Origin of the sequence: Streptomyces sp. DH10 (assembly GCF_029813805.1) — a bacterium.
Lineage (GTDB): Bacteria > Actinomycetota > Actinomycetes > Streptomycetales > Streptomycetaceae > Streptomyces > Streptomyces coeruleofuscus.
In genome coordinates this window covers 15,335-36,268 of record NZ_JARVKU010000045.1, presented here as the reverse complement: position 1 = coordinate 36,268, position 20,934 = coordinate 15,335, and the positions used below count along the sequence as shown (strand labels likewise).

The window sequence follows — 20,934 nt, the reverse complement described above, 5'->3', positions numbered from 1 at the left end:
CAGCGCCGCACACTCTCGGCACACACCCCCACCGCCCTCGCGATCTCCGCATTCGAGACGCCACCCTCGAACAACTCGACTGCCCGAACACGACGCGCCTCCGCCAACTGAGGCCGAGACAAAGGAGGAAGACAGGAGCCGGCAACCGAAGGGGAAGGTTGATATGCCACCGCGACAGCCTCCCACCCACACGTCCACCACACCCACCGAACTTACGAAAAGATCAGTAGGGAGTGTTCTGAGTTGAGATCACGGGATCGGTCATTCCCGCTCCAGGAGGGTGCTGGCTGCGGTAGACCGGTCGCGTGACTCGTGGTGATCTGACCGATGCCGAGTGGAGTTGATCGAGCCGCACCTGCCGCTGGGGGCGTTCGGACCGATCCCTGACCTGCGTAGCTATCCGCCTGCAACCTTTTCCCCCGTCCGACTGTCTCCTGATCATCAACCGCTCCTGTCTCTGTGGTCCCTGAGAAAAATCGGCACAGGAGCGGTCACAAAGAATCATCAGGAGACACTTCATGCGCATTCGCCCCGCAGCCTGCGCGGCACTCCTCGTGGCGTCCCTCGCCCCCGTCCTCACGGCACCTCCCGCCAGCGCGGCGGCGGCCAGGTACGCGGACGACTTCAACGGCGACGGCTACCGCGACTACGCCAGCTACACCTACGAGCAGTACAGCAAGGGCGGCGGCGTCCGGATCACCTTCGGTACCGCCTCCGGACCCGGCACCCAGACCCAGTTGATCACCCAGGACAGCCCCGGTGTCCCCGGCGCCGACGAGACGGAGGACCAGTTCGGCGACGTCCGGGTGCCCGCCGACTTCAACGCCGACGGATACGGGGACCTCGCCGTGTCGGTGTCGCGCGAGGACGTCGACGGACGCACGGACGAGGGCGGCGTCGTCATCCTGTGGGGAAGCGCGACCGGCCTCTCGGGTGGCACCGCGATCCCCAACGCCGGCGCCAAGGTGTCGAACGCCCGCTTCGGCCGCGACCTCGCCGCCGGGGATTTCAACGGGGACGGCAAGAAGGACCTGGCCGCGATCAGCGGGAGCAAGGCCTACGTCTACCGCAGCATCACGCGCACCGGTGTGGCAGGCTCGGTCACCAGCCACGACAAGACGACGAGATTCGCGCCCACGTCCCTGGTCTCGGGCAACATGAACGGGGACTCCAAGACCGATCTGGTGATCATCGGAATCACCGACGACAACTTCGGCACGGACGCGTGGTTCATCAAGGGCGGCTCCCCGCTCAGCGCGGGCAAGACCCTGCGCCTCGTCACGAACTACGGCGACCCCAGCGAGGCGGTGATCGCCGACTTCAACAAGGACGGCTACGGGGACCTCGCGGCGGGCAGCCAGATGTACAACAACTACCAGGGCCGGGTGTCCATCTGGTACGGCTCCTCCACCGGCCCCGCTACCGCCGTCCGTATCACGCAGGCCACCACCAACGTCGCCGGCACCCCAGAGTCCGGCGACCTGTTCGGCTCCTCCGTCTCGGCCGCCGACATCAACGGCGACGGCTACAAGGACCTCGCGATCGGCGTCTACGGAGAGAAGATCAGCCAGGAGACGACCGAGGGCGGCGTCCACGTCCTGCGCGGCAGCGCGAGCGGGATCACCGGCACCAACTCCCAGTGGCTCGCCCGCAACACCGCCGGCGTCCCCGGCGACGTCGCATGGAACGACTGCTTCGGCGAGCCGGTCCGCCTCCGCGACACCAACCGCGACGGCAAGGCCGACCTCTACGTCGGCGCCATCAACGGCTCGCTGCGCTTCCCCGGCACGGCGTCCGGCGTCACCACGACCGGTGTGACCGACGCCGACACCGAACTCATCTGGGGCATGCTCCAGTAGGCCCGGCCTCCCGCCCAGCTGCCTGGGGTTCGCCTTGTTCGTACGAGTGCGCCCACGTCGTGGCCGCTCGCGCAGTTCCCCGCACATTCCCGCTCCAGGAGGGTGCTGGCTGCGGTAGACCGGTCGCGTGACTCGTGGTGACCTGACCGATGCCGAGTGGGAGTTGATCGAGCCGCACCTGCCGCTGGGGGCGTTCGGACCGATCCCTGACCTGCGTAGCTATTTCAACGCGGTGATGTGGCGGTTCCGTACCGGCAGCCCCTGGCGGGATGTGCCGGACAGCTACGGCTCCTGGTCGACGATCTACGACCGGTTCCGGATGTGGGCGCGTGACGCGGTCTTCCAGACCCTCATGGCCGCGATGATCGCCGAGGCAGCGGCCCGCGACGATGTCGATCTCAGCCTGGCCAGTGTGGACTCGACGGTTGTCCGCGCGCATCACCATGCGGCGGGCGTAGTGGTCGACCCGGAACTCCTTGAGGATCTGGGGAGGCCGTGGCGGAGGAAAAGGGGCTGCAGCAAAGGGGCAAAACGACCGTGCCGGCCTGGCTGTGGTGGAGGTAGCGGCCGCGGATGACGAAACCGCCTTCGCGGTCCAGGAACTGCTCGCCGCGGGTGCGCCGTCGCGTCGGCGGCCCAGCACGGCCTCCACGTGCGTCACGCGCCGACGGCTGCCACCGTATGGGTGAAGGGCTGGTCCACACGAGCTACGCCGGAAGGAAGCCAGCCATGATCACGGCGCACCCTTCGCTCCTGCGGGAGCTGGTCGAACGATGCGAAACGCTCAGGCACCGCCTGGCCGCCGACAACAGCGCCCAGACCGCCCGCTGCGGGCTTTTCTCGACTACCACCGTGCAACGCTCGCCATGAAGTGCGAAGGGCTTGCTGACGAGGAGCTTCGGCAGCAGTCGATGCCGCCATCGACGCTTTCGCTGCTCGGTCTGGTGCGGCACATGGCGGAGGTGGAGCGTGCTTGGTTCCGTCGAGTGTTCGAGGACAACGACGCGCCCATGGTCTGGTCCGACAAGATCGACTTCCAAGCGGCGTACGACGCGAGCGCCTCGACCAGGGGCGAGGCGTTCGCAGCCTGGGAGGCCGACGTGGAGAACTCGCGCCGCATCGAGCGGGAGGCTGAGTCCCTGGACCTGGCCGGGTACCAGCCAAGATGGGGCGAGGAGGTATCACTACGGATGGTGATGATGCACGTGCTCCTGGAGTACGGCCGCCACAATGGGCACGCGGACTTTCTGCGTGAGGGTGTCGACGGGACCGTGGGCGCCTGAGCCCCGATCTCCAAAATGCTGATCTCTTCAGAGGAATCGTCGCGCATCTGGAAGGAGGGAATCCAACTTTGGTGTGTGACGCCAGACTTGGACTCCCTCGCCACCGCACTCTCTGTGAAGACCGACGGCCTGCTGAAGACATCACCCATCTGGCTCCCCGGCGTCCGGCCATCGGGATCGCTCCGCAACTGACCGATGCCGAGCTGGTCCCGCTCGCGATGATGCAGGCACCTCCGAGGCCAAATGGCTTCGCTACGCCCGCGCCTACCTGCGGCACTTCTTCCCCTACCTGCCGCAGCAGCCCGGCTACAACAAGCGCCTGCGCATGGCCGCTGAGCTGCTGCAGAGATTCCAGAGGAGCTGCGCAGCCTCGCTGCCAGGATCCGGGCCGACGCCGAAGGCCGGTATGCCGGCGCGGAGCCCGGATGGCAGGCCGGAGTCGAGTGGACGCTGCTGGGGATCGAGAACACCGCCAGCCAGCTGACCGAGGGCAGGCCGAAGCAATCCGGTGGCGGCGGTTGAGCAGCGCGCTGACCTGCCGTGGTCGCGCTGATGGTCGGGGCTGTAGTCAGGGCGTGTCGCCGGCGTAGTAGAAGCGGCAGCTCACACCCGGGCCAGGCTTGCGCGGTTCGCCGGGGCGCGGGTCGTACAGCGACCGCCCACCAGGGAACTGGCCGAGGTCGGTGGGCAGGGCCGCGCCGTCGTCGACTTCCTCCAGCCGCCAGCCTGTGATGTCCAGCAGCAGTCCGTCCAGCGGCCCGCCTATCAGCGCGGCGTACGTCTGGTGCGGGAGCGGGCCCGGGTTGGGGTTGTCGTGGTCGTGGCCGTAGACCCGGCCGCGTAGCAGCTGCTCATCTCCGTTCATGCCGATCAGCCTTCCAGCCGCCACTGACAACCGGGCAGGGCCGGCGGGCCCGGCCTGGGTGGAGCCGGGCCCGTCGCCGTGCTGTGCGGGCTCAGGACTTGATCTGGCTGGGCAGTCCGGAACGGGCGGTCGGCTTCCCCATCCCGGGGAGGTCCGGCAGGGTGCATGTGCCCAGGTGCCCCGCCCGGCGAGGCAGCGGGTAGCGCCAGATCTCCGCGCGCGGCCCATGGTGGTCGAGCTTGGCGAGGGTGGTTGCGGCAACGGTGAGCTTGCCGGTGTGGACGGCAGCCAGCTGGTGCGCCGCCGCGAGCAGGACGGCGATGCGGTTGTCGAGCGCGGTGGCGCCAGCACCGTCGAACACGAAGAGCACGGGCGGGAAGATCCCCTCGGAGCGCGGGTAGCGGGTCAGCCACTCCTGCTTGCCGGTGCTCTTCCACACGTTGGTGCGGTACTCGTCGTAGGCGGTCAGCTTGGCGGTGAGCTTGCCGAACGTCATCGACGCGCGGTCCACCTCTACGAACACGTGCGGCAGGTTGGTGTAGGGCAGGTGGACCAGGGCGTCGGCCACGAGGCTCTGGTGGCGGGGCAGGGTGTGAGCGACTTCCACTTCCCAGTCCCCCAGCGTGCCGACGCCGTGCCGGTGGAAGGCGATGGCGCTCTGTGTGACGGCCAGGGCGTGCCAGGCCGCCAGTGAGGAGGCGACTTTCTCGCCGGTGACCAGGCGGCCGCGATCGAGGGCGAAGTCGAGGGCGAGCGCCATCTCGAGTCCGGGCTCGGTCAGGAACCAGCGGGACTTCACCCGGCCCCTGCGGTCGATCCGGTCTGCCAGGCCCTCGCTGCGCAGCTGCCGCAGGACGCGGCGCACGTAGTCGTTTCCTTGGTGGTGCGGGGTGAGCAGCTGGTGGAGCTGCGCGGGGGTGGCCACGCGGATCGAGGCGAGTGCGCCCAGCACCTGCGCGGCCAGGATCTCCGTGGGCAAACCGGCAGGTGGGCCTACAGGAAAGGAGTCGGCATCGGCGCCGGCGGGCTCGGACGGGTCCTGGCCTGGGAAGTCGTCCTTCGGCGCCTCGGGCGGTGCGGGACGGGCGTTGGGACCGGTGTCGGGCTGCTTGTCGTGACCCTGGTCGTGACCGCTACGGGGAGCGCTGTCCGCGGGCCCGGCCGGGGCGGCGGGCGACGGGGCCGGCCACGGGGTGCGCGGATACGCGGACGGCACGGAAGGCGGTGCGGGTTCGGCGGGGTTATCCCAGGGGTCGGTCCAGGGCGAGGGCGTCGTCACGACGGGGTCTCCTTGGTGCAGGCGATGCGGACTTCGCGCCGGACACGCACCGCGTGTCCCACGCACCCGCGACCCTGCTCACCGACCCCTTGTCCGCGGTCTGTTCATCCCGCCCGCATGGTGTCCGTTTCGACCCTTGACCGCCCCTTGTCCGGCCGGTTCGTCCGTGACCAGGCCCACACGCGGCAGCCAGCCGCGAGAGCTCAACGAGCCGACTGGGAGACGCCCTGCACCAGCTGGACGACAACGTCCAGGATTCCCTGGCCGAACGCCGTGGGAGCGATCAGCACCCCGAAGACCAGCACGATGACAACGGTCAGCTTCTCGTCCGCGCGGCTGCGGGCCTGCGTACGCCGACGCAGCCTCACAATGATGATGACCGCCAGCAGAACCGCCACGTTGATCGTCAGCGTCACCCGGCCAGCCCTCCCCGTCAGGCACGAATCTCCCAACCGCCTGTGTAACGCCAGGCCCGGTGCCCGGTGGACCGTTCACTGATCGTGGCGGCAAAACGCTTCTGTCCGGCTGAATTCACGGCCTTGACCAGTGCACACGGTCACCCACCGAGCGCACCGCGCCGTGCGCGCTTGGCGCGCGGCGGTGCGCACCACGAGCGCGCCAACGTCCGGCGGTGCGGTGCACCCGCGCACCGATGCGCGGCATTGGACACGCGCAGCGCGATGCACCGCACTCCCCCATCGAATGGTGCGCACCGAGTACAGGCCACCGCGCACATGGTGCGCACCCGGTGGCGTCCCCTCCCCGGCCGGTGCGCAGAGTGGCGTCCACTCCCACTCGGTGGTGCGCACCGTGATGCGGGAGTGGACGCCACTCTGCGCACCGCGCGCCGGTTCTACGGACAGTGACGGTGCGGGAGAGAGAGTTCTCCCCTCCGGACAAGCGCCACGCGGGCCACTGTGTGCCATCGCCGGGACGGTGGCGAGCGTGGTCAAGGGGAAACGCCGAAAACTCGTGGCTGGTCAAGGCTTGCATTCCCCCGCGAGGGCGGCCTGTGTGCCCGGTAGACGAGCTGGACAAGGGGTGCGCATCGAGTGCCGGCATCCGGTGTTCGTCACGATCCGTGTGCGCACCGGATGGAGCGGGGCGGGAGTGGAGGGTGGCGAGTGCACAACCTCTTTTCGGTGCGCGCACGGTGCGCACCATGAACTGCATCGTCACCGCGCGGTGAGCGATGCGAGGCACCGCCGACATCGGGTGCGCGCACCGGATGCCGGGATGTCCTGCACTCACCTCCGGCGGCGGCGCAGGCGCGCGAGCCGCCACGGGTTCGGCCGGCCACCAGGAAACTGCCTTGAACGGCGCCGGACTGGAGGCGGCGTCGGCGACGTGAACAGCGCCGTGCGCAGCCGGGACGCATCCGCGAGCTTCTGGAGGTACTCCAGGCGCTCCGGCGACAGGTACGGCGGGATCGGGGCAACCATCGAGTCCTCCGCGCTCAAGGGGGGAACGGTCCCCCGCACCCTCCCCGCTCCCTGCCGGCTCCGGGCCGGGCAGCCAGTCGCGTCCCGGCGCCTGGCACGGTGACTTCGTCGTCCGTCCCGCCGGACGGTCCCCGGCCGTCGTCATGGCTGGATGCCCTGGCCGGGGCCGGGCTGCGGGTGCTGCTGCTCCTGCTCCTGGCGGCGCGGGTCGACCGGGTCGGCCGCCGGGGCCGGGAGCTCCCGGTCCTCGAGGGCGCGACGGCGGGCGTCGGCAGCGCGCGTGATGGCGGCGAGCCGCTCCAGGTTGCCCGGTGTGCGCATCCACGTCGCCGGGTCGGTCGTACGGCCCTCCAGATACTCCTACGGCATCGCGGCCTGCTGGTGGGCGTGGACGGCGGCGGCCCGCTGCGCCGGGGTGAGCCCGGCGCCCCGGCCCGGGTGGTCGACGCCGTGCGGCGCCTCGGTGTGGTGGTCGGTGGGCGCGGCGGCCGACGCGGTGCGGGCGGCGCGGATCGCGTTCCGCACGGCGAGGCTGGCCACCCTGGCCCGCTCGAAGCGAGTGGCGGCCCGCGGCGCCGTCAGTCCCGGCGATCCACCAGCGGCCGGGCCAGGCGAAGTCGGCGGTGTAGGTCAGCAGGTCGGGGGCCGGGGTGCGGCGGCCGGGCTGGGGAACGGTGACCTGACGACAGTGGTGGGACAGAGCGCGGCCCGCGATGTAGTCGTCCAGGCCGCGCGTGAACTCCTGGCCGCGCAGGGTCTCCAGCAAGTGCCGGCGGGCTTCGGCCAGGTCGTGGCGGCGGGCGAAGGTGCCGCACACGGTGAAGACGACCGCAGCGACGTCGACGGCGGCGAGCGAGGTGTCCACCAGCGGGTTCACCTGAGCCCGGATCGCCGCACCCGCTGTGCGGCAGCGCTCAAGGAGCCCGTCGACCATCTGCTTGCCGAACTTCAGGAGCGCGGACGCCCGCCACCATGCGAGCATCTGCTTCAACGGGCGCGGGGTCTTCTTCTCGGGGCGGGTCTCCTGCGCCGCCCACCACCCGAGGCCGTGGCGGGCGCGCTCGCCGGGCAGCCGCCCGTGCTTGTCCGCGTACTTGTAGGTGAGGCCCTCCAGAGCGTCCTCGATCCGCCGACGACGGGTCGAGGACCAGTCGATGAGTTCGGAGTCGACACCGGCTATCTCCATCACCGGGCGCAGGCCCGGCGTCACCTCCCGGGGCACCGTCGCCAGCCCCAGCTCCTCACACACCTCGGTCGTCATCGCGAGGGAGTAGAGCGTTCCGGCCGCCACGACGTGCCGGTAGAGGGGCGGGTGTCCAGGGCGCCCCACACCACCGGCTCTGTAGGACCGCATTCGGAGTGTCCCGTTCCAGCTCAGTGGCCTGGGATCCTCTCGGCTGTCTCATTCGCGGACCACAGCATTCTGTCTCACGATCTTGTCCCCTGACGTCTCGTCGCCTTGCTCGGCTCCTGGAGCAGTAACCGAAGCGGTCCCACCGCTTTCGACTTTGCTCCTCTACTCAAGGGCTGCCGCCCCAGCACCAGAGCGCGCGGTTCTCGTCCTGTCGCTCGTTCCAACCGGTCAGCTTCTCGACGAGACCTAGCACGCCGCGGAAGGTGACGGGTGGGACCGCGGGCGGGGAGTGATTTCCGGTAGGGACTTCCTGCTTCGTGTGGTTGTGGGATCGTCGTCCCGAACATGCCGAGGACAAAGCGCTCTTGGGGGATCAGTGGGTGATGGTGGCGGGGAAGACTGGATGGATCTGGCCGACGCGATCGCGCTGTTGCGGGACCAGGTCGCCGAGGCGCAGCGGCGACTCTCGGCCGAGGGGGACAAGGGGGTCTTCTTCTCCTTGGGGGAGATCACGCTGGAGCTAGGGCTCGAGTTGACCGGCAGCCGGAATCTGGACGGGGGGCTGCGTTTCGCGGTCGTCAGCGTGGGCGCCAAGGCGGAGCGGGCGAGCAAGGCCACCCACCAGGTGACGGTGCGGCTGGAGCCGCACGGTTCAAACCTCGGGCCGGTCATCGTCGCCGATGAGGAGTAGACCGGTGCGGTAGCGGTCCGGGACAGCAGAAGGGGGCAGGGTGGAGTTCGACCGTCGGGTGCAGATTAGGGTCCACCGGCGCAACGGCACGGCATTCGGTTCCGGCTATCTGGTCGCGCCTCGGCTGGTGCTGACGGCCGGCCATGTCATCGAGACGGCCTTGGGGCCGGACCCGACGCGGGTGACTGTCTGCCGGCCCGATGCGGGGAAGGACCAGTTCCGGGCGGCCGTCCTGTGGTGGCGCATCGATGACGAAGTCGATGCGGCGCTGGTCGAGGTCGATGCAGCGCCTGCACCGGGTGGCGACGGCCTGCGCTGGGAGCCGCCCGAGTCGCTGATTGACGTGCGTACCCGGCCCCCACAGCGGTGGGGCCGGATCATCGGCACCCGGCCCCACCCGGTCACCATCGCCGGGTTCCCTCGCATGGAGAAGGATCCAGGCACCCGCGACCGCTTCGACGGCCAGATCAGCGGGGAGATCATGCCGGGGACCGGTTCGCTCGCCGGACGGTACGAGGTCTTCAGTAAGGACGCGACCGTCCCTGTGAGCGAGGGGAACGGCACTGGCTGGTCCGGGATGTCTGGCGCCGCCCTGCTGGCCGAGAGCCGCCAGAGCGGCCTGCTGTGCGGGGTGGTCCGCCAGGACCGTCAGGCTGTGGGCGGCACTCGGCTGACAGCCACCCCGGCGTCGGCACTTCTGGCGGACAAACGCTTTTCGGCGCTGGTCGCCGAGCACGGCGGGTGGCAACTTCTGCTGGAAGCCGCCGAACCGGTGGACCTGCTCGAACCGGCGGCCCGCGAGCGGGACCTGCGGTCGCCGGCCATGCTGCTGCGCGCCGACGCCGAGGCCGTGACGTTTCGCGGGCGGGAGGACGAGCTACGCGCGCTGCGGGCATGGTGTCAACGCGACGTCGAGGGCTTCTCGGTGCGGGTGATTACCGGGCCCGGCGGGCAAGGCAAGTCCCGCCTCGCCCGTCGGCTGAGCGACATCCTGCGTGAGGAGGGCTGGGTCACCGGGCACCTCCGGGCGGAACTGCGTGACAGCGACCTCGCCCTGCCCGAGCTCAGGTCCCTGGAGACCGCGCTCCCCTTCCTGCTGGTCGTCGACTACGCGGATGCCCGGCCGGGCCTGGTACGCCGTGTCATCGACCAGCTCCGGAGCTGTCGCCACCGCACCCGGCTCCTGTTCCTCGCCCGCACCGGCGGCACCTGGAAGACCGACGGCTTCACCGCCTCCCACGCCGACGAGATCCTCGCCAGGGCCCCGACGATCGAACTAGCGACACTGACACCCGGGAACGGCCCGTTCGAGACCCGTACCGAGTTATTCACCGATGCCCTCGGCGACCTCGCCGACCTGCTGGAGGAACTGCCGGACCTGCCCGGCCGCCCGCCCGCCGGGTGGCCGATGCTCGCCAACGCCCTGGGCGCCCCGCAGGATCTGGGCGAGCCTGCGTACGAGTCCGTACTCACCATGCAGATGACTGCCCTCACCACCCTGCTGCAGCACGGCTCGGCGCCGGTCGAGACCGCGCCCGAGGAACCCGCCGAGGCCACCCTCCTCCGACACGAACAACGGTACTGGGCGCGGGCCGCCGAACGGCTCGGGCCGCTCGATCCGACAACCGTGCACCGGGCCGTCGCCGTCGCCGCGCTGTGCGGGGCGGCGGACCAGGCCGAGGCCCTCACGGCCGTCGGCGTGCTCCCCGAGATTCCGCCCGCTCGGGCGGCGGACTTGGCGGCGTGGCTACGTACCCTCTACCCGCCCGGTCCCGACCAGTTCTGGGGCCCGCTCCAGCCCGACCGCGTCGGCGAATACCACGCCTCCCGTGCCCTCCTCGACCTCGATCCGCCACTCCCGCTGGCCGCCCTGTTGGCGTGCTCCTCCACCGACCAGCGGGTGCAACTGGTCACCGTGCTCGTACGGGCCGCCATCGCGCACCACCAGGCGGGCCGCACGGTCCGGACGGCCAGCATCCAGCAGGCGCTGCTGAACGCCCTGGAAGCCACCGCCCCCGATATCGAGGTGCTCAAGCAACTCCAGATCGTCGTGCCCTACGGGAACACCGGCCTGGACGACATCGCCCTGCGGCTCGCCGAAGACTACGTGGCCGCCGCCCGCCAGCAGGCCAAGGACGGTTCCACCTCCGCACAGGCCGCCCTCGGGGTCGCCCTGAGCGGTCTGAGTGCCGCACTCAGCCGCACAGGTCGCCACGAGAAGGCCCTGCACACCGCACAGGAGCGACTGCAAATCTGGCGGAACATAGTCAGAACCGACAGCACGCGTCACTACCAGTACGCCCTCGCGCTGTGCGGGCTGAGTTCCTACCTGCGCGCCGTAGGGCGCGACGAGGAGGCGCTGCGCTCCCTCGAACAAGGCGTGGACCTGATGGAGCGGCTAGCGAGGACGGACCAGGATATTCGGGACGACGTCGCCCTCCAGCTACAGCTCCTCACCGACTTCCTCCGAAACCTGGGCCACCACGACAAGGCCACGCGCGCACTGCGCCGGTCCGTGGAGCTCACCCGACAGCTGGCCAGGACCGATCCCGCCTACGAATTCGAGCTCGCCCTCCGGAGCTCCAACCTCGGAACGCTCCTGGTCCGGTCGGGCCACCACGACGAAGCCCTGCAGGTCATGGCGGACTCGGTGGACAGCCACCGCCGACTGGCCCATCGCGACCCGCGTAGCCGCGAGCCGATGCTGATCGGCGCGCTCATGAACCTCAGCAAGCTCCTGAAGACCGTGGGGCGTTCCACCGAGGCGCGCCACACCATGCAGCAGGCGATCGCCATCGGGGAGCACCGGCGACGGATCGGGCTCGGCGATAGCGAGACGGATAGCGGCATCGTCCTCCAGACGCTTCAGCTCGGCCGCTGGCAGGCCGAGGCTGGATCCGCGTCGGCGTTCCTGGCCGCTCTGCGACGTGCACTGGAGGTCTGGCACCAACTCGACGAGGCGTCACCCGAGTACGAGCCCGTCATTGCCGAACTCCTCTCCCGCACGGTGAACCAACTGACCGCCTATGGCCTCTGGGAGACGGCATTGGAACCCGCGATGACGGCGCTGGACATCTGGAGCCGACTGGTCTGCCGGAGCCCCGAGGCCCACCTGCCCGGCTTCTTCCTGGCGGTCGCTGCGAGGGATCAGGTGGCGTCCAACGTCGAGGAGACATCGGTCCAGGCCAATCCTAGGCTCGCGGCACTCGACCGCCACCTGGCGGAGCTGCTGCCGGTCGCCTTCGAGGCGGCACAGAGCGCCGTGATCCACCGCGGGTAGCGTCGACCCGCCCGACGGGGCTTCGACGGCGGCAGGATCCGGTCACAGCCGCGCTTGCGCCACGTCCGATTGCTCGTGACCTACGCATCGGAGTCGTGAACGCTCAGCGCCACTCCCTGCGCGCTGCACGCCGCACCCAACGGCCCCGCCCCCACCGATATTCGCTGTGGAGAACTTCCAGCCCGCCCATGGTGGTTGTCCCACCAACATGGCCCATGGGCCGGACAAAGGACGATGTCGGTGAGAAAGGGGCAACGGAAAAGAGAACCTACAGGCTCACCGTCGTCGCCCAGGCGCTGCACGCGGTTGAGGATCAGGCAGTGGTCATGCAGGAGTTCTTCGCGTTCAGGGTGTCTCATGAGACAGCTGATCGCGACCTTCGCGCCGGTAAGCGAATCGCGCGGCGCGCCGCCAGGCGGCGTGAGCCTGTGAGGCGGTGAGACAACGCCAAGATGCTGAACCGTGCGCCGGCTTCGGCAGGACAGTGGGTCATTGATGAGGCTCCATGATTTTCCCCACCGGCTGCGTGGAGGTTCCTCCGACCTGCTCGCCGCGATTCCCCACCTGCGGCAAGTTGTGGACTGGTGCCGCTCGGGCGGAATCAGCTGTTGCTGTGCCGCGGAGGCTGTGTCAGTGCCTCCTGCGATCATTCTTCAATGATCAACGAGTACGAGAAGCTGCTGGCGGGGCTGGACGATGTGGACTGGGCCAGCCTGTCCCACGCCTACGAGTCGGCTCATGACGTTCCAGGGCATATACGCACCCTGTGCGGGAGCGACGACGAGGCGCGCAAGCAAGCGTTCAGCAGCCTGTTCAGCAGCATTTTTCATCAGGGCAGCCGCTATTCGGCCTCTCCGGTCGCCGTGCCGTTCCTCGCGAGGATCGCCCTCGCAGGCCCTGCGGCCGCCCGCGAGGACACGATGTGGCTGCTCACCCGCCTGGCCGTGGACTGGCACGACGAGTACGACGTGACCACCGGCATCAACGTGGCCGGATGGCGTGCGGCCGCGGCGGAGGGCGGACCGGAGGAGCTCCTGCCGTGGTACGAGGAGCAGCTGGCCGCCGCGACGGATGCCGACCAGCGCGCACAGCTGCAGGAAATACGGGACTGGGTGGCCGCCGGCAACTCGCCCGATTCCCGGTGGTCGGCACTCCAGTCGTACGACGCCGTCCTGGCCGAACTCCCCGGCCTTCTCGCCCTGCTCGACGACGATGATGCACGACTGCGGACCCGGATCGCCTACCTTCTAGCCTGGTTTCCCGAATTTTCCACCACCTCCCTGCCCCGCCTCCTCGCCCTTGCCGCACACGAGAAGGACCCGGTCACCGCAGCCACCGCACTGCTTGCCGCAGGCCTCGTCGGACCTTCCTCCACGGCCGAGGACATCACCCCGTATCTGGATGCCACAGATCCGCTGATGCGGTGGGCCGCTGCCACCGCCTTCATCCGCCTCGCCGGCCTCGACGGAACCCCTGTCGGCCCCGGCCTGCTCAGCCGGGCTGTCACGGAACTCACCGCAGCTGCCCGCAGCCCGTTCGATCGCGTAACCGACTACTGCGAGGGCGACCTTTTCGGCCACATCGAGCGCGCCCTGCACGCCCTGCCGCCCGGCTCGGACCCGGCCGCCGTGCGCGAGGCGCTCGACGCGTGCCTGCCCCGCATCGTCTGGGACTACTCCGGGTCCCGCACCCGCAGAGCGTTCAAGGAGCTTTTCCCCACTCCACAGCCACGCCCCGCGCCCCGCTACACCGACCTGACAGCGGCGCAGCAGCAACTGTTGGGCGATCTCGCCGGCCACCGGCACGCCTGGCTCATCCGCTCGTCCGCAGACCGGCTGCGGGACCTCGGCCTTCCCCACACGCAGGAAGCCCTGCAGTCCTTCGTCGGAGCGCACCACACCGCCTGAAGCACCGCAGCACCACGCAGCGAGCGAAGGAGCGCTCAGGAACGTAAAGGCGGCACGGCTGCTCGGCGCGACACGCACGCTGAACAAGCGGGCGACTCCTGCTGGCCACCTGTGGGGCGCTCGTTCCGTTCCTCACTCAGTTGAGAAGCGGTACACGTGAGGCATCGAGCAGTCCTGACCAATTTCAAAGATCCTCATCATCATCTCGGCCTCCTGCGCTGGGAGCCGATTCCAACGACGACGGTCGTGGCCCGTTCGCTGAGTTCGTCGCGGAGGGCTTCGTTGTCGTGGTGGAGGGCTGCGATGGCGACGGCTGCCGCTTGAAGCTGCTTCTCCAAGTGGGTGCATTGCTGGGTCTTTGCGGTCAGTTTCTTGCGCGGGTCAGCGATGGTTGTGTCGCGTTGTGCTTCGCGCGGGGTTGTCTTCCCGTGTTGGGCAATGTGGGCGTCCCACTCGGCGAGGACGTCCTGGGCTCTGTTCATGGTGGCTCGGCTGACCTGGGCTTCTCGCCAGAGGTTCTCCTTGGTCAGGCGCCCATCAGTTCTCTCCGGTCGTCCGGCGAGGAGTCTGGTCATGGCGGCGCGGAGGGCCGCGCCGCTCTTGGTGCTGACCCGTCCTCTCGTTTCGTCCCCGGCGGTCATGTGCGAGCCTCGCCGGCTTTGTCCAGGATCGCTTCGACGCGTTCGAGTTCGCGGGTGATCAGTTGCTTGCGGCAGGCGGGGAGGCCCGGGGTCTGCAGCAGCTTCAGCTGCGTTCGCCGGTGTGAGTCGTGGATGGGGATGTGCTCGATGCCGATCATGCTGTTGCCGCATCGGTCGGGTCGGCATCGGTCGTGGAGAGGGCCCGTGTGGCCTGGGGGAACGACGGCGTGCTCGAGGCAGACGGCGCCGGAGGGGTTGGTGTCGTCGTAGAGGCAGTTGTTCAAGGTGCCGAAGCGGATGGTCACGCGTGTCTTACGAAGGAGGTCTTCCGCCCAGAGCCAGGTCGGCACCAGCACGGCCGCGGTGCGGCGCCGACCCGCGGAAGGAACGGTTGACCTGAGCGTCTGGAAGCTGTCCGCCCAGGCCCACGTCGCGGAAGTATCGGTACTGCTCGAACGTCATGTGCCGGATGTCCATCCCCAGCCGCAGCCGCGGGCTGAGCGCGTTCCTGCCGCGAGCGGCCACACGAACGGGACGTCGATCCAGGTGCCTGTTGTCCACCAGGAAGCCGTAGAACCGGTCGATCAGACCCGACTCCTTGCCCCAGGCCGCAGCCTCGATCGGCCGCCGCTGGTGCCTGGTGCGAAACCTCTTGTAGGCCACCAGGTCGGACTCGGTGGCACTCAGCAGATCCGCCCCGCGGCCACTCTGATGCCTGTCCAACCGGGCAATGATCCGGCCGTAGTCGCGCATCGTCGAGGCGTCCAAGTCGACGTACGACAACGACCTGGCCCACGAGTTCAGGGGCTCGACCGGCAGCAACGTCTCATCGTCCAGGTAGATCGGAGTGCCATCCGAGATACCCCGATGCTCCAGAAGCTCAGCCACCTCGGCGCCAGACAGGACGTCGCTCTGCAGGTACCGCTCCACCACCGCTCGATCAACCGAGAACAGCTGCACCCGCCACTCCGCTCAGAAGGGATGAGATACGAGATGTACCAGGCGCCGGCCGTCCGCAGAGCTGATCTTCACTGTCCCGAGGGATGGGTAATGAGACAGATCTGAAACGCCCCAAGAACAGGAGCGGGAAGCCGTCCCGGTTGTCGAGATGCCGGAACGCCGCGACGACCAAGGCCGGCGTCTTCCGCACGTCCGCGTCCCGAGGACCACCGGGTCTCCGCGACCTCATCCTCCAGCCAGCGCAGCGCCTTGGTGATGGCCCGCTCGTGCGCCCGCTCGATGACCCGGCGCGTCTTGGCGTCTCCCAGCGCCCACAACACGATCAGGGACGCCTGCGGCCGGAAGGTGAAGTCGAGCGCGAGCAGCGGAGTCTGCTTGCGCGCTTCGATCTCCTCGATCAGCTGCCCGAGCACGGTGGCAGTCTGCCGCTCCCCAGGCCCATGCAAATGCTGCGCGGCGACCAGTCATCCACGCATCACACACCCCAACAACTGACAGCGGACGACTCCACCCTCAAAGCGCGTGGTCCCTCGCCGCGTACGACCTGCTCCGTGACCAGGGTGGTGTGCTGCCGTGTTGTCAGGGGGTCGGCGACACAGCGCGCCGGTGCTCAGTTGATCGCTCGGATGACGGGTATGGTGACGTTCCTGCCGGTTGGCGACGACCCGGCGCGCATGTCTGTGATTCCCGGCTGTCACTGATCTGCAGATGAGGGTGTGGGGCGCCCGCGTCGCTCCTGTCTTGAGTGATCACTGATCTGTGTCTCTGTCTGCTGGCCGGGCAGCTTCAAGGACTTTGGCATGCCTCACTCTCGTCGTCGTTCCGCGTGCACGACGCGTTGCTCCTACTCCGGTGAGCACACGCAGGCGGCTGCGCGTGGCATTCCCCGCGGCTGTGGCCACTTGGGCTTCGACACGCCTGACCCAGGCCAACTGCGGCTCCGGGCGTTGCTCGCCCTCGGGATCTTCAACGGAGGGCGCCTGCAGCAATGGCCGGGAACGTGGGCTATGGCCTCCGTGACCCACTACGACCTGGTCCTCTCCCCCAGGGCCGACAACTTGGTGGTGATCACACCGACCCCATCCAATGTGCTTCAGTACTTGGTTCCCCGGGGCAGGCCGATGGGCCTGCCCGGCCTGCGTCTGGAGGAAACAACGGCGGACTCGTTCCTGCTGCGGCATGTAGTCATTGGTGCACGGATGACGGTCACTGATCGCCCACCGATCTCTTCTTTCGGCGGCGACTTCGATGGAGACCGAGTGTGGAACGTGCAGCAGGAACTGACCGCCGCGGAACAAGAGGCCCTTGCGGATGTTCCGCCGATGACTGACGACGCATCGGTTCTCTTGTCAGGCCTGATGTCACGGATCGGGCTGCGCGATCCGGGGAGGAACTGGGCGCTGGGCAACTGGTTCATGGACCCGTTGGATCGTACGAGCGAGTGGGGAGGTGGCCCAGGTCGGCGTCTTTGGGGGCATGGGGGCTGGTGGGAACTGACATGGGGCAGCTTCCCTTTTCGCGGTGACGTCGCCCGGGCACTGACCGATCCGCAGGCGGGCATTGCGGGGGCCGATGCGGTGCAGGTGCGTCGTGGCTGGGATGTCCGGCTGGGCGACGCGGTCCTGGCGCTCCGGGGCGAGGACGGCTGACCGTACGGCGCTGCCCTCTGGGGGAGCGCCGTACGACCTTGACCTACCAGGTGGCGGAGTGTCAGTGGGAGTTGTGGCGGCGCTTAGTTGCAGTGCTGACCCGCCGCTCGACTGCTTCGGCGATCGCCTGGTACTTCGGATCGCAGGAGTTCACCTGTAGCTGCTCATAGTTGCAGGTGGTGAAGCGGAGTTCGATGAGGCCCGTACGGGCCTCATCGTCGAGACGGATCCAGTTCTCCATGGTCTCTGGTGGGTAGATCGCATCCAGATGTCCCGCTCGGGCGACAGGCAGCCCGAATTCCGGATCCGTCACCGCACTGACCAGCTCCTGCTTCTGATAGCAGACACCGGAGCGGTGGATGATGTCCAGGCACCATCGCACCGGCCCGCTGCCGTCGTAGCCGTTGATGCCCAGCCCCTTGTAGCCGGTGACAGCGTCGGCGGCTGTGAGTGTGTGGAAGAGGCCGATGCGCCGTAGGAGTCCGCTTGCACTCCAGGCGCCGGATCGGAACTGTCTTGTCCACTCGCCTGTATTCCACTGCTGCTCGAACGACAGCTCTTCCACTGACCACTTCTCTGGCCCGCGCCACAGGGTCTTCGACCCGAGGTCCGCAGCGTGCTCGAGGCTCTCTGTCTCCGTTCGTTTCCAGATCTTCGGGTCCGGCCCGGTTAGCCAGGCGGAGGTGCGTCGGCCCGTGATGTGCAGCTCGACGCCCCTGCGCGTGCGCTGCCGGATCCGTAGTCCCGGCATGCCGTGGACTTCGCCGCCTGGTTCGTAGGAAGGAAGCAGCCATGTCAGCAGCCTTCTGGCGCGCTGCTCGTTCTCAACGACCAGCTCGATCGTGTCGGGCTTCCGGGCCCGGAGCGCCCCCCTGTACGGGGTTCACGGCACGATCTACGGCCTCAACGCGAGCAACGAAGTGCACGTCGTTGCACAGCCGGACAACCCTCTACCCTTCGGCCACCCGAACCTGGCGACTCTGCTCGCATCGCAGCTCATCCGGCGACTCAGTTCCTTCCGCGTCCTCGCCTTGGACGAGTTGATGCGAGCGGAGTTGGCCGCATAGACCCCTGCCCGATGGCCGCATGACTCCGGCTCTGCGGACATCGGGCAGGAAGAACGCCCGGCGCGGGGAGTTGAACCGACTCGTGATCCCCCACGGCAAGTCATCGCCCCGCGCCGGAGTCAGCAAGGAAGTCCCCCAACGACGAGGAGACGCACCATGACGATCGCCCCTGAGGCGCCCGCTGTCCGACCGGCCGTGCCCGAGTTCCTGGAGCTGGATATCACTGGCAAGTGTCAGCTCACCTGTCACTCGCGTGTCGCGGCACTCGCCGTGTCCCACGCAGGTCGTGTCGCTTTACAGGAGGGCTGAGCCTCGACGCCGTGTCGCGTTGGCGTGAGTCATTGTGTTCCTTTTCCGGACCCGCATGTGACTGACGTCACGTGGAGGTTGGGCGGTGAGGCGGTCTGGTGCGGATCAGGAGGCTGACTATACGTTCACGGACCATGAGTTGGACTACTGCGCTTGCCGCGTCGCTGCGAGTACCGACTCCTTCCGGCTTCCCGACATACTTGGCGGACTGCGCCCCCTGCGCGCTCCGCATGCCTCCGAGGGCGAGTGACCGAGGGCACCTGCATCCCCGCGCTGGCGCTGTTCGCCGTCGGAGTAGGGGGCAGTGAGGCGCCAGGGGTGGAGGATCGCTGCACTCCTAGTTTCGGAGCCGGGCGGGGTGTGTGACCTGCCACAGGCATGCCTGTGGCAGATCGAATCGTCCTCGCCTCGGGCCTGTGCCGGCCCCGAGGCACCGTCGCCGTCAGTGGGCGGTCCAGCCTCCGTCGACCGGAAGTACGGCGCCCGTGAGGTAAGAAGCCGCTGGGCTGGCCAGCAGGACCGCCGCACCGACCAGTTCTTCGGGATCGGCCCAGCGCCCCATGGGGACCTGGTGATCGAGGAAGTCCCGTACTTGCGGGTCGTCATCGATGCCGTCGTTTAGTGGCGTGCGAAAGGGGCCAGGGGCCAGCGCGTTGACACAGATGCCGGTGGCGGCGAGTTCGGCACCGAGGCTGCGGGTGAGTTGGACGACCGCGCCTTTACTGGCCGCGTAACCTGCCCGACCTGCGGCACCGACGAGCCCGAGAGCACTGGCCAAGGTGACGATGCGGCCGTACCCGGCCCTCCGCATCACTGGCACGACCGCCTGGCAAGCGAGGAAGGTTCCGACGACATTGACATCCAGGCAGCGACGCAACGTGACAGCGTCGAGCGCCCCGAGCTCGCCCCGGGCCTGGATCCCGGCACTGGTCACCAGCACGTCCACACGGCCGTACTCGGTGACGATCTCCTCGACGAGGTGGTGAACTTCGTCCTCCTCGGTTACGTCGCAGGCGAGCCCCAGGGCAGCACCGCCCGTCTGGGCAGCGATCTCGGCCGCCGCCTGACGGCACACCTCTGGCCGTCGGCTGGCCACCACTGTCGTGCATCCGGCGGACGCCAGGCCAAGCGCGATGGCTCGGCCGAGCCCGGCCGAGCCCCCAGTGACCAGTGCCACCTGCCCGGACAGATCCGTCCCCGGGCCGACGGACCCCTTCGTCATGGGCCGACGGGGAGCAGGAGTCCACCTGTGAGCCGGACGAGTTCGCTGGCGCTGGTGGGGAAGACCGTTCGGGGAGTCCCGGCTGCGGCCCAGACCTGGGCGTAGTCGGTCAGGGCTGCATCGACCACGGCAGGAAGTACGTGGTCATGGCCGACGGGGGCCACGCCTCCGATCGCTTGTCCGGTGGCCTGACGTACCTGCTCGGGGGTGGCGCGCCGGAGCTTGCCACGCCCCCACCGGGCGGCGAGTGCGATGGTGTTCACCTTGTGCTGACCGCTGGTCAGAACCAGAACGGGTTCATCATCGGAGATGAACACAAGGCTGTTGGCAATCGCACCCACGTCGCACCCCAGGGCCGAGGCAGCCTCGGCGGCCGTGCGCGTTGACTCCGCCAGCTCGCGTACCTGACCCTCGACGCCGGCCGCGGCCAGGACGCGGGCCACCTGCATGCTGCGAACGGGCAGAGACGCGTTTTCCTGAGGCCCCATGAGACTCCTTCATGCGAGGTCGCATCATCACGTGTTCCATATACAGAACGTTCCGTATGTGGAACGATAGGTCTCTCGCGGTATCGGATCAACTGGCCTTGGCGACGAGGAGGGACACCATGGACTTGGCCGCCCTGGTCGGTTTGCGCCTGCGGGATTTGCGCGAAGCGCAGGGGATGTCCCTGTCCGAGCTTGCCCGCAGGTCCAAGATCGGCAAGGGGACGCTCTCCGAGTTGGAGAGCGGCCGGCGTAATCCCACTCTGGAAACGCTCTATGCTCTGACGACGGCCCTCAAAGTGCCCCTGAGCACAGCGCTGCACAACCTCGCGTTTCCCGCCAACGTCTCCGGTCATGCCGTGGACGCCGTCCTCACCGAGCGGTTCGAGACTGCTGCTGCGGTCACTGAAACCTACCGGGTGCGCATCCGCGCCGGAACGACGCAGGAGTCCGCCGCCCACACCCCCGGCACGACAGAGCACATCATCGTCCTTGCCGGCACTGCACGCGTCGGCGGACTCTCCGCTCCGGCCCTAATCCGTCCCGGCATGCATGGCAGTTGGGCCGCCGACGTTCCGCACTTGTACCAAGCCACGTCCGGAGACGTCGAGGCTCTGCTGATCGTGCGCTACCCCCAGTGA

21 protein-coding genes and 2 pseudogenes are annotated in these 20,934 nt (G+C 68.5%); 10 read left to right on the top strand and 13 right to left on the bottom strand.

What is annotated here, in order from left to right:
• Positions 1–518 precede the first annotated feature (518 nt).
• From QC385_RS43255 to QC385_RS44145, 5 genes and pseudogenes are all read left to right on the top strand, one after another.
• On the top strand, positions 519–1,859 hold the full coding sequence (locus tag QC385_RS43255) for an FG-GAP and VCBS repeat-containing protein (protein WP_279546902.1): 1,341 nt from the start codon (positions 519–521) through the stop codon (positions 1,857–1,859).
• A gap of 127 nt (positions 1,860–1,986) precedes the next feature.
• Positions 1,987–2,436: a transposase gene (locus QC385_RS43250; protein ID WP_279546901.1), complete on the top strand. Its 450-nt coding sequence runs from the start codon at positions 1,987–1,989 to the stop codon at positions 2,434–2,436.
• Complete coding sequence (locus tag QC385_RS44435; RefSeq protein WP_443033122.1) at positions 2,411–2,548, top strand: DUF6207 family protein; 138 nt, start codon at positions 2,411–2,413, stop codon at positions 2,546–2,548. The genes QC385_RS43250 and QC385_RS44435 overlap by 26 nt, the downstream gene beginning before the upstream one ends.
• A gap of 84 nt (positions 2,549–2,632) precedes the next feature.
• Positions 2,633–3,142 (top strand): DinB family protein, encoded by a 510-nt coding sequence (locus tag QC385_RS43245; protein WP_279546900.1) that lies wholly within the window; start codon positions 2,633–2,635, stop codon positions 3,140–3,142.
• A gap of 75 nt (positions 3,143–3,217) precedes the next feature.
• Positions 3,218–3,509: pseudogene (locus tag QC385_RS44145) on the top strand (IS982 family transposase); the annotation flags it as partial.
• A 201-nt stretch (positions 3,510–3,710) separates the two neighbouring features.
• On the opposite strand, the gene QC385_RS43240 reads toward QC385_RS44145, so the two are convergent.
• The 6 genes and pseudogenes from QC385_RS43240 to QC385_RS43215 form a co-directional block, all read right to left on the bottom strand.
• Positions 3,711–4,007, bottom strand: a complete 297-nt coding sequence (locus tag QC385_RS43240; protein ID WP_279546899.1) for a hypothetical protein — start codon at positions 4,005–4,007, stop codon at positions 3,711–3,713.
• Between the two features lie 91 nt (positions 4,008–4,098).
• Positions 4,099–5,286, bottom strand: coding sequence for a replication-relaxation family protein (locus QC385_RS43235; protein ID WP_279546898.1), 1,188 nt, complete (start codon positions 5,284–5,286; stop codon positions 4,099–4,101).
• A gap of 203 nt (positions 5,287–5,489) precedes the next feature.
• On the bottom strand, positions 5,490–5,702 hold the full coding sequence (locus QC385_RS43230; protein WP_279546897.1) for a hypothetical protein: 213 nt from the start codon (positions 5,700–5,702) through the stop codon (positions 5,490–5,492).
• Positions 5,703–6,869: 1,167 nt separating this feature from the next.
• Entirely contained in the window at positions 6,870–7,049 is a 180-nt protein-coding gene (locus QC385_RS43225; protein WP_279546905.1) for a hypothetical protein, read from the bottom strand.
• A 39-nt stretch (positions 7,050–7,088) separates the two neighbouring features.
• Positions 7,089–7,253 (bottom strand): hypothetical protein, encoded by a 165-nt coding sequence (locus QC385_RS43220; RefSeq protein WP_279546904.1) that lies wholly within the window; start codon positions 7,251–7,253, stop codon positions 7,089–7,091.
• A 490-nt stretch (positions 7,254–7,743) separates the two neighbouring features.
• Positions 7,744–7,989 (bottom strand): annotated as a pseudogene (locus tag QC385_RS43215) (relaxase domain-containing protein); the annotation flags it as partial.
• Positions 7,990–8,485: 496 nt separating this feature from the next.
• On the opposite strand from QC385_RS43215, the gene QC385_RS43210 reads away from it, so the two are divergent.
• The 3 genes from QC385_RS43210 to QC385_RS43200 all read left to right on the top strand — a co-directional run bounded on the left by QC385_RS43210 (position 8,486) and on the right by QC385_RS43200 (position 13,960).
• Positions 8,486–8,773 (top strand): trypco2 family protein, encoded by a 288-nt coding sequence (locus QC385_RS43210; RefSeq protein ID WP_279546896.1) that lies wholly within the window; start codon positions 8,486–8,488, stop codon positions 8,771–8,773.
• A 40-nt stretch (positions 8,774–8,813) separates the two neighbouring features.
• Positions 8,814–12,053 carry a trypsin-like peptidase domain-containing protein gene (locus QC385_RS43205; protein ID WP_279546895.1) on the top strand — a complete coding sequence of 1,080 codons (3,240 nt, stop codon included), beginning with the start codon at positions 8,814–8,816 and terminating at the stop codon, positions 12,051–12,053.
• A 656-nt stretch (positions 12,054–12,709) separates the two neighbouring features.
• Positions 12,710–13,960 carry a hypothetical protein gene (locus QC385_RS43200; RefSeq protein ID WP_279546894.1) on the top strand — a complete coding sequence of 417 codons (1,251 nt, stop codon included), beginning with the start codon at positions 12,710–12,712 and terminating at the stop codon, positions 13,958–13,960.
• Between the two features lie 200 nt (positions 13,961–14,160).
• Here QC385_RS43200 and QC385_RS43195 read toward each other — a convergent pair whose 3' ends face one another.
• From QC385_RS43195 to QC385_RS43180, 4 genes are all read right to left on the bottom strand, one after another.
• A complete protein-coding gene (locus QC385_RS43195) occupies positions 14,161–14,601 on the bottom strand; it encodes a hypothetical protein (protein ID WP_279546893.1) in 441 nt (146 codons plus the stop codon).
• The gene (locus tag QC385_RS43190; RefSeq protein WP_279546892.1) at positions 14,598–14,906 is read right to left on the bottom strand and encodes a hypothetical protein; all 309 of its coding nucleotides are present in this window, start codon (positions 14,904–14,906) and stop codon (positions 14,598–14,600) included. The genes QC385_RS43195 and QC385_RS43190 overlap by 4 nt, the downstream gene beginning before the upstream one ends.
• Positions 14,907–14,913: 7 nt before the next feature.
• Positions 14,914–15,561: a hypothetical protein gene (locus tag QC385_RS43185; RefSeq protein WP_279546891.1), complete on the bottom strand. Its 648-nt coding sequence runs from the start codon at positions 15,559–15,561 to the stop codon at positions 14,914–14,916.
• 68 nt (positions 15,562–15,629) lie between these two features.
• A complete protein-coding gene (locus QC385_RS43180; protein WP_279546890.1) occupies positions 15,630–15,974 on the bottom strand; it encodes a relaxase domain-containing protein in 345 nt (114 codons plus the stop codon).
• A 603-nt stretch (positions 15,975–16,577) separates the two neighbouring features.
• On the opposite strand from QC385_RS43180, the gene QC385_RS43175 reads away from it, so the two are divergent.
• Positions 16,578–17,210: a hypothetical protein gene (locus QC385_RS43175; RefSeq protein WP_279546889.1), complete on the top strand. Its 633-nt coding sequence runs from the start codon at positions 16,578–16,580 to the stop codon at positions 17,208–17,210.
• 61 nt (positions 17,211–17,271) lie between these two features.
• Here the strand turns inward: QC385_RS43175 and QC385_RS43170 are convergent, their stop codons facing one another.
• The 3 genes from QC385_RS43170 to QC385_RS43160 form a co-directional block, all read right to left on the bottom strand.
• Positions 17,272–17,775 (bottom strand): hypothetical protein, encoded by a 504-nt coding sequence (locus QC385_RS43170; protein WP_279546888.1) that lies wholly within the window; start codon positions 17,773–17,775, stop codon positions 17,272–17,274.
• Between the two features lie 1,253 nt (positions 17,776–19,028).
• Entirely contained in the window at positions 19,029–19,808 is a 780-nt protein-coding gene (locus QC385_RS43165; protein WP_279546887.1) for an SDR family NAD(P)-dependent oxidoreductase, read from the bottom strand.
• Positions 19,805–20,296, bottom strand: coding sequence for a YbaK/EbsC family protein (locus QC385_RS43160; RefSeq protein WP_279546886.1), 492 nt, complete (start codon positions 20,294–20,296; stop codon positions 19,805–19,807). Before QC385_RS43160 ends, QC385_RS43165 begins: the two co-directional genes overlap by 4 nt.
• Before the next feature lie 119 nt (positions 20,297–20,415).
• On the opposite strand from QC385_RS43160, the gene QC385_RS43155 reads away from it, so the two are divergent.
• A complete protein-coding gene (locus QC385_RS43155; RefSeq protein ID WP_279546885.1) occupies positions 20,416–20,934 on the top strand; it encodes a helix-turn-helix transcriptional regulator in 519 nt (172 codons plus the stop codon).

Excerpts from the sequence above, each read along its gene's own strand:
- QC385_RS43240 (WP_279546899.1), bottom strand. The coding sequence starts at position 4,007 with ATGAACGGAGATGAGCAGCTGCTACGCGGCCGGGTCTACGGCCACGAC.
- QC385_RS43200 (WP_279546894.1), top strand. The coding sequence starts at position 12,710 with ATGATCAACGAGTACGAGAAGCTGCTGGCGGGGCTGGACGATGTGGAC.
- QC385_RS43255 (WP_279546902.1), top strand. The coding sequence starts at position 519 with ATGCGCATTCGCCCCGCAGCCTGCGCGGCACTCCTCGTGGCGTCCCTC.
- QC385_RS43195 (WP_279546893.1), bottom strand. The coding sequence starts at position 14,601 with ATGACCGCCGGGGACGAAACGAGAGGACGGGTCAGCACCAAGAGCGGC.
- QC385_RS43225 (WP_279546905.1), bottom strand. The coding sequence starts at position 7,049 with ATGCGCACACCGGGCAACCTGGAGCGGCTCGCCGCCATCACGCGCGCT.
- QC385_RS43160 (WP_279546886.1), bottom strand. The coding sequence starts at position 20,296 with ATGGGGCCTCAGGAAAACGCGTCTCTGCCCGTTCGCAGCATGCAGGTG.
- QC385_RS43165 (WP_279546887.1), bottom strand. The coding sequence starts at position 19,808 with ATGACGAAGGGGTCCGTCGGCCCGGGGACGGATCTGTCCGGGCAGGTG.
- QC385_RS43155 (WP_279546885.1), top strand. The coding sequence starts at position 20,416 with ATGGACTTGGCCGCCCTGGTCGGTTTGCGCCTGCGGGATTTGCGCGAA.
- QC385_RS43210 (WP_279546896.1), top strand. The coding sequence starts at position 8,486 with ATGGATCTGGCCGACGCGATCGCGCTGTTGCGGGACCAGGTCGCCGAG.
- QC385_RS43245 (WP_279546900.1), top strand. The coding sequence starts at position 2,633 with ATGCGAAACGCTCAGGCACCGCCTGGCCGCCGACAACAGCGCCCAGAC.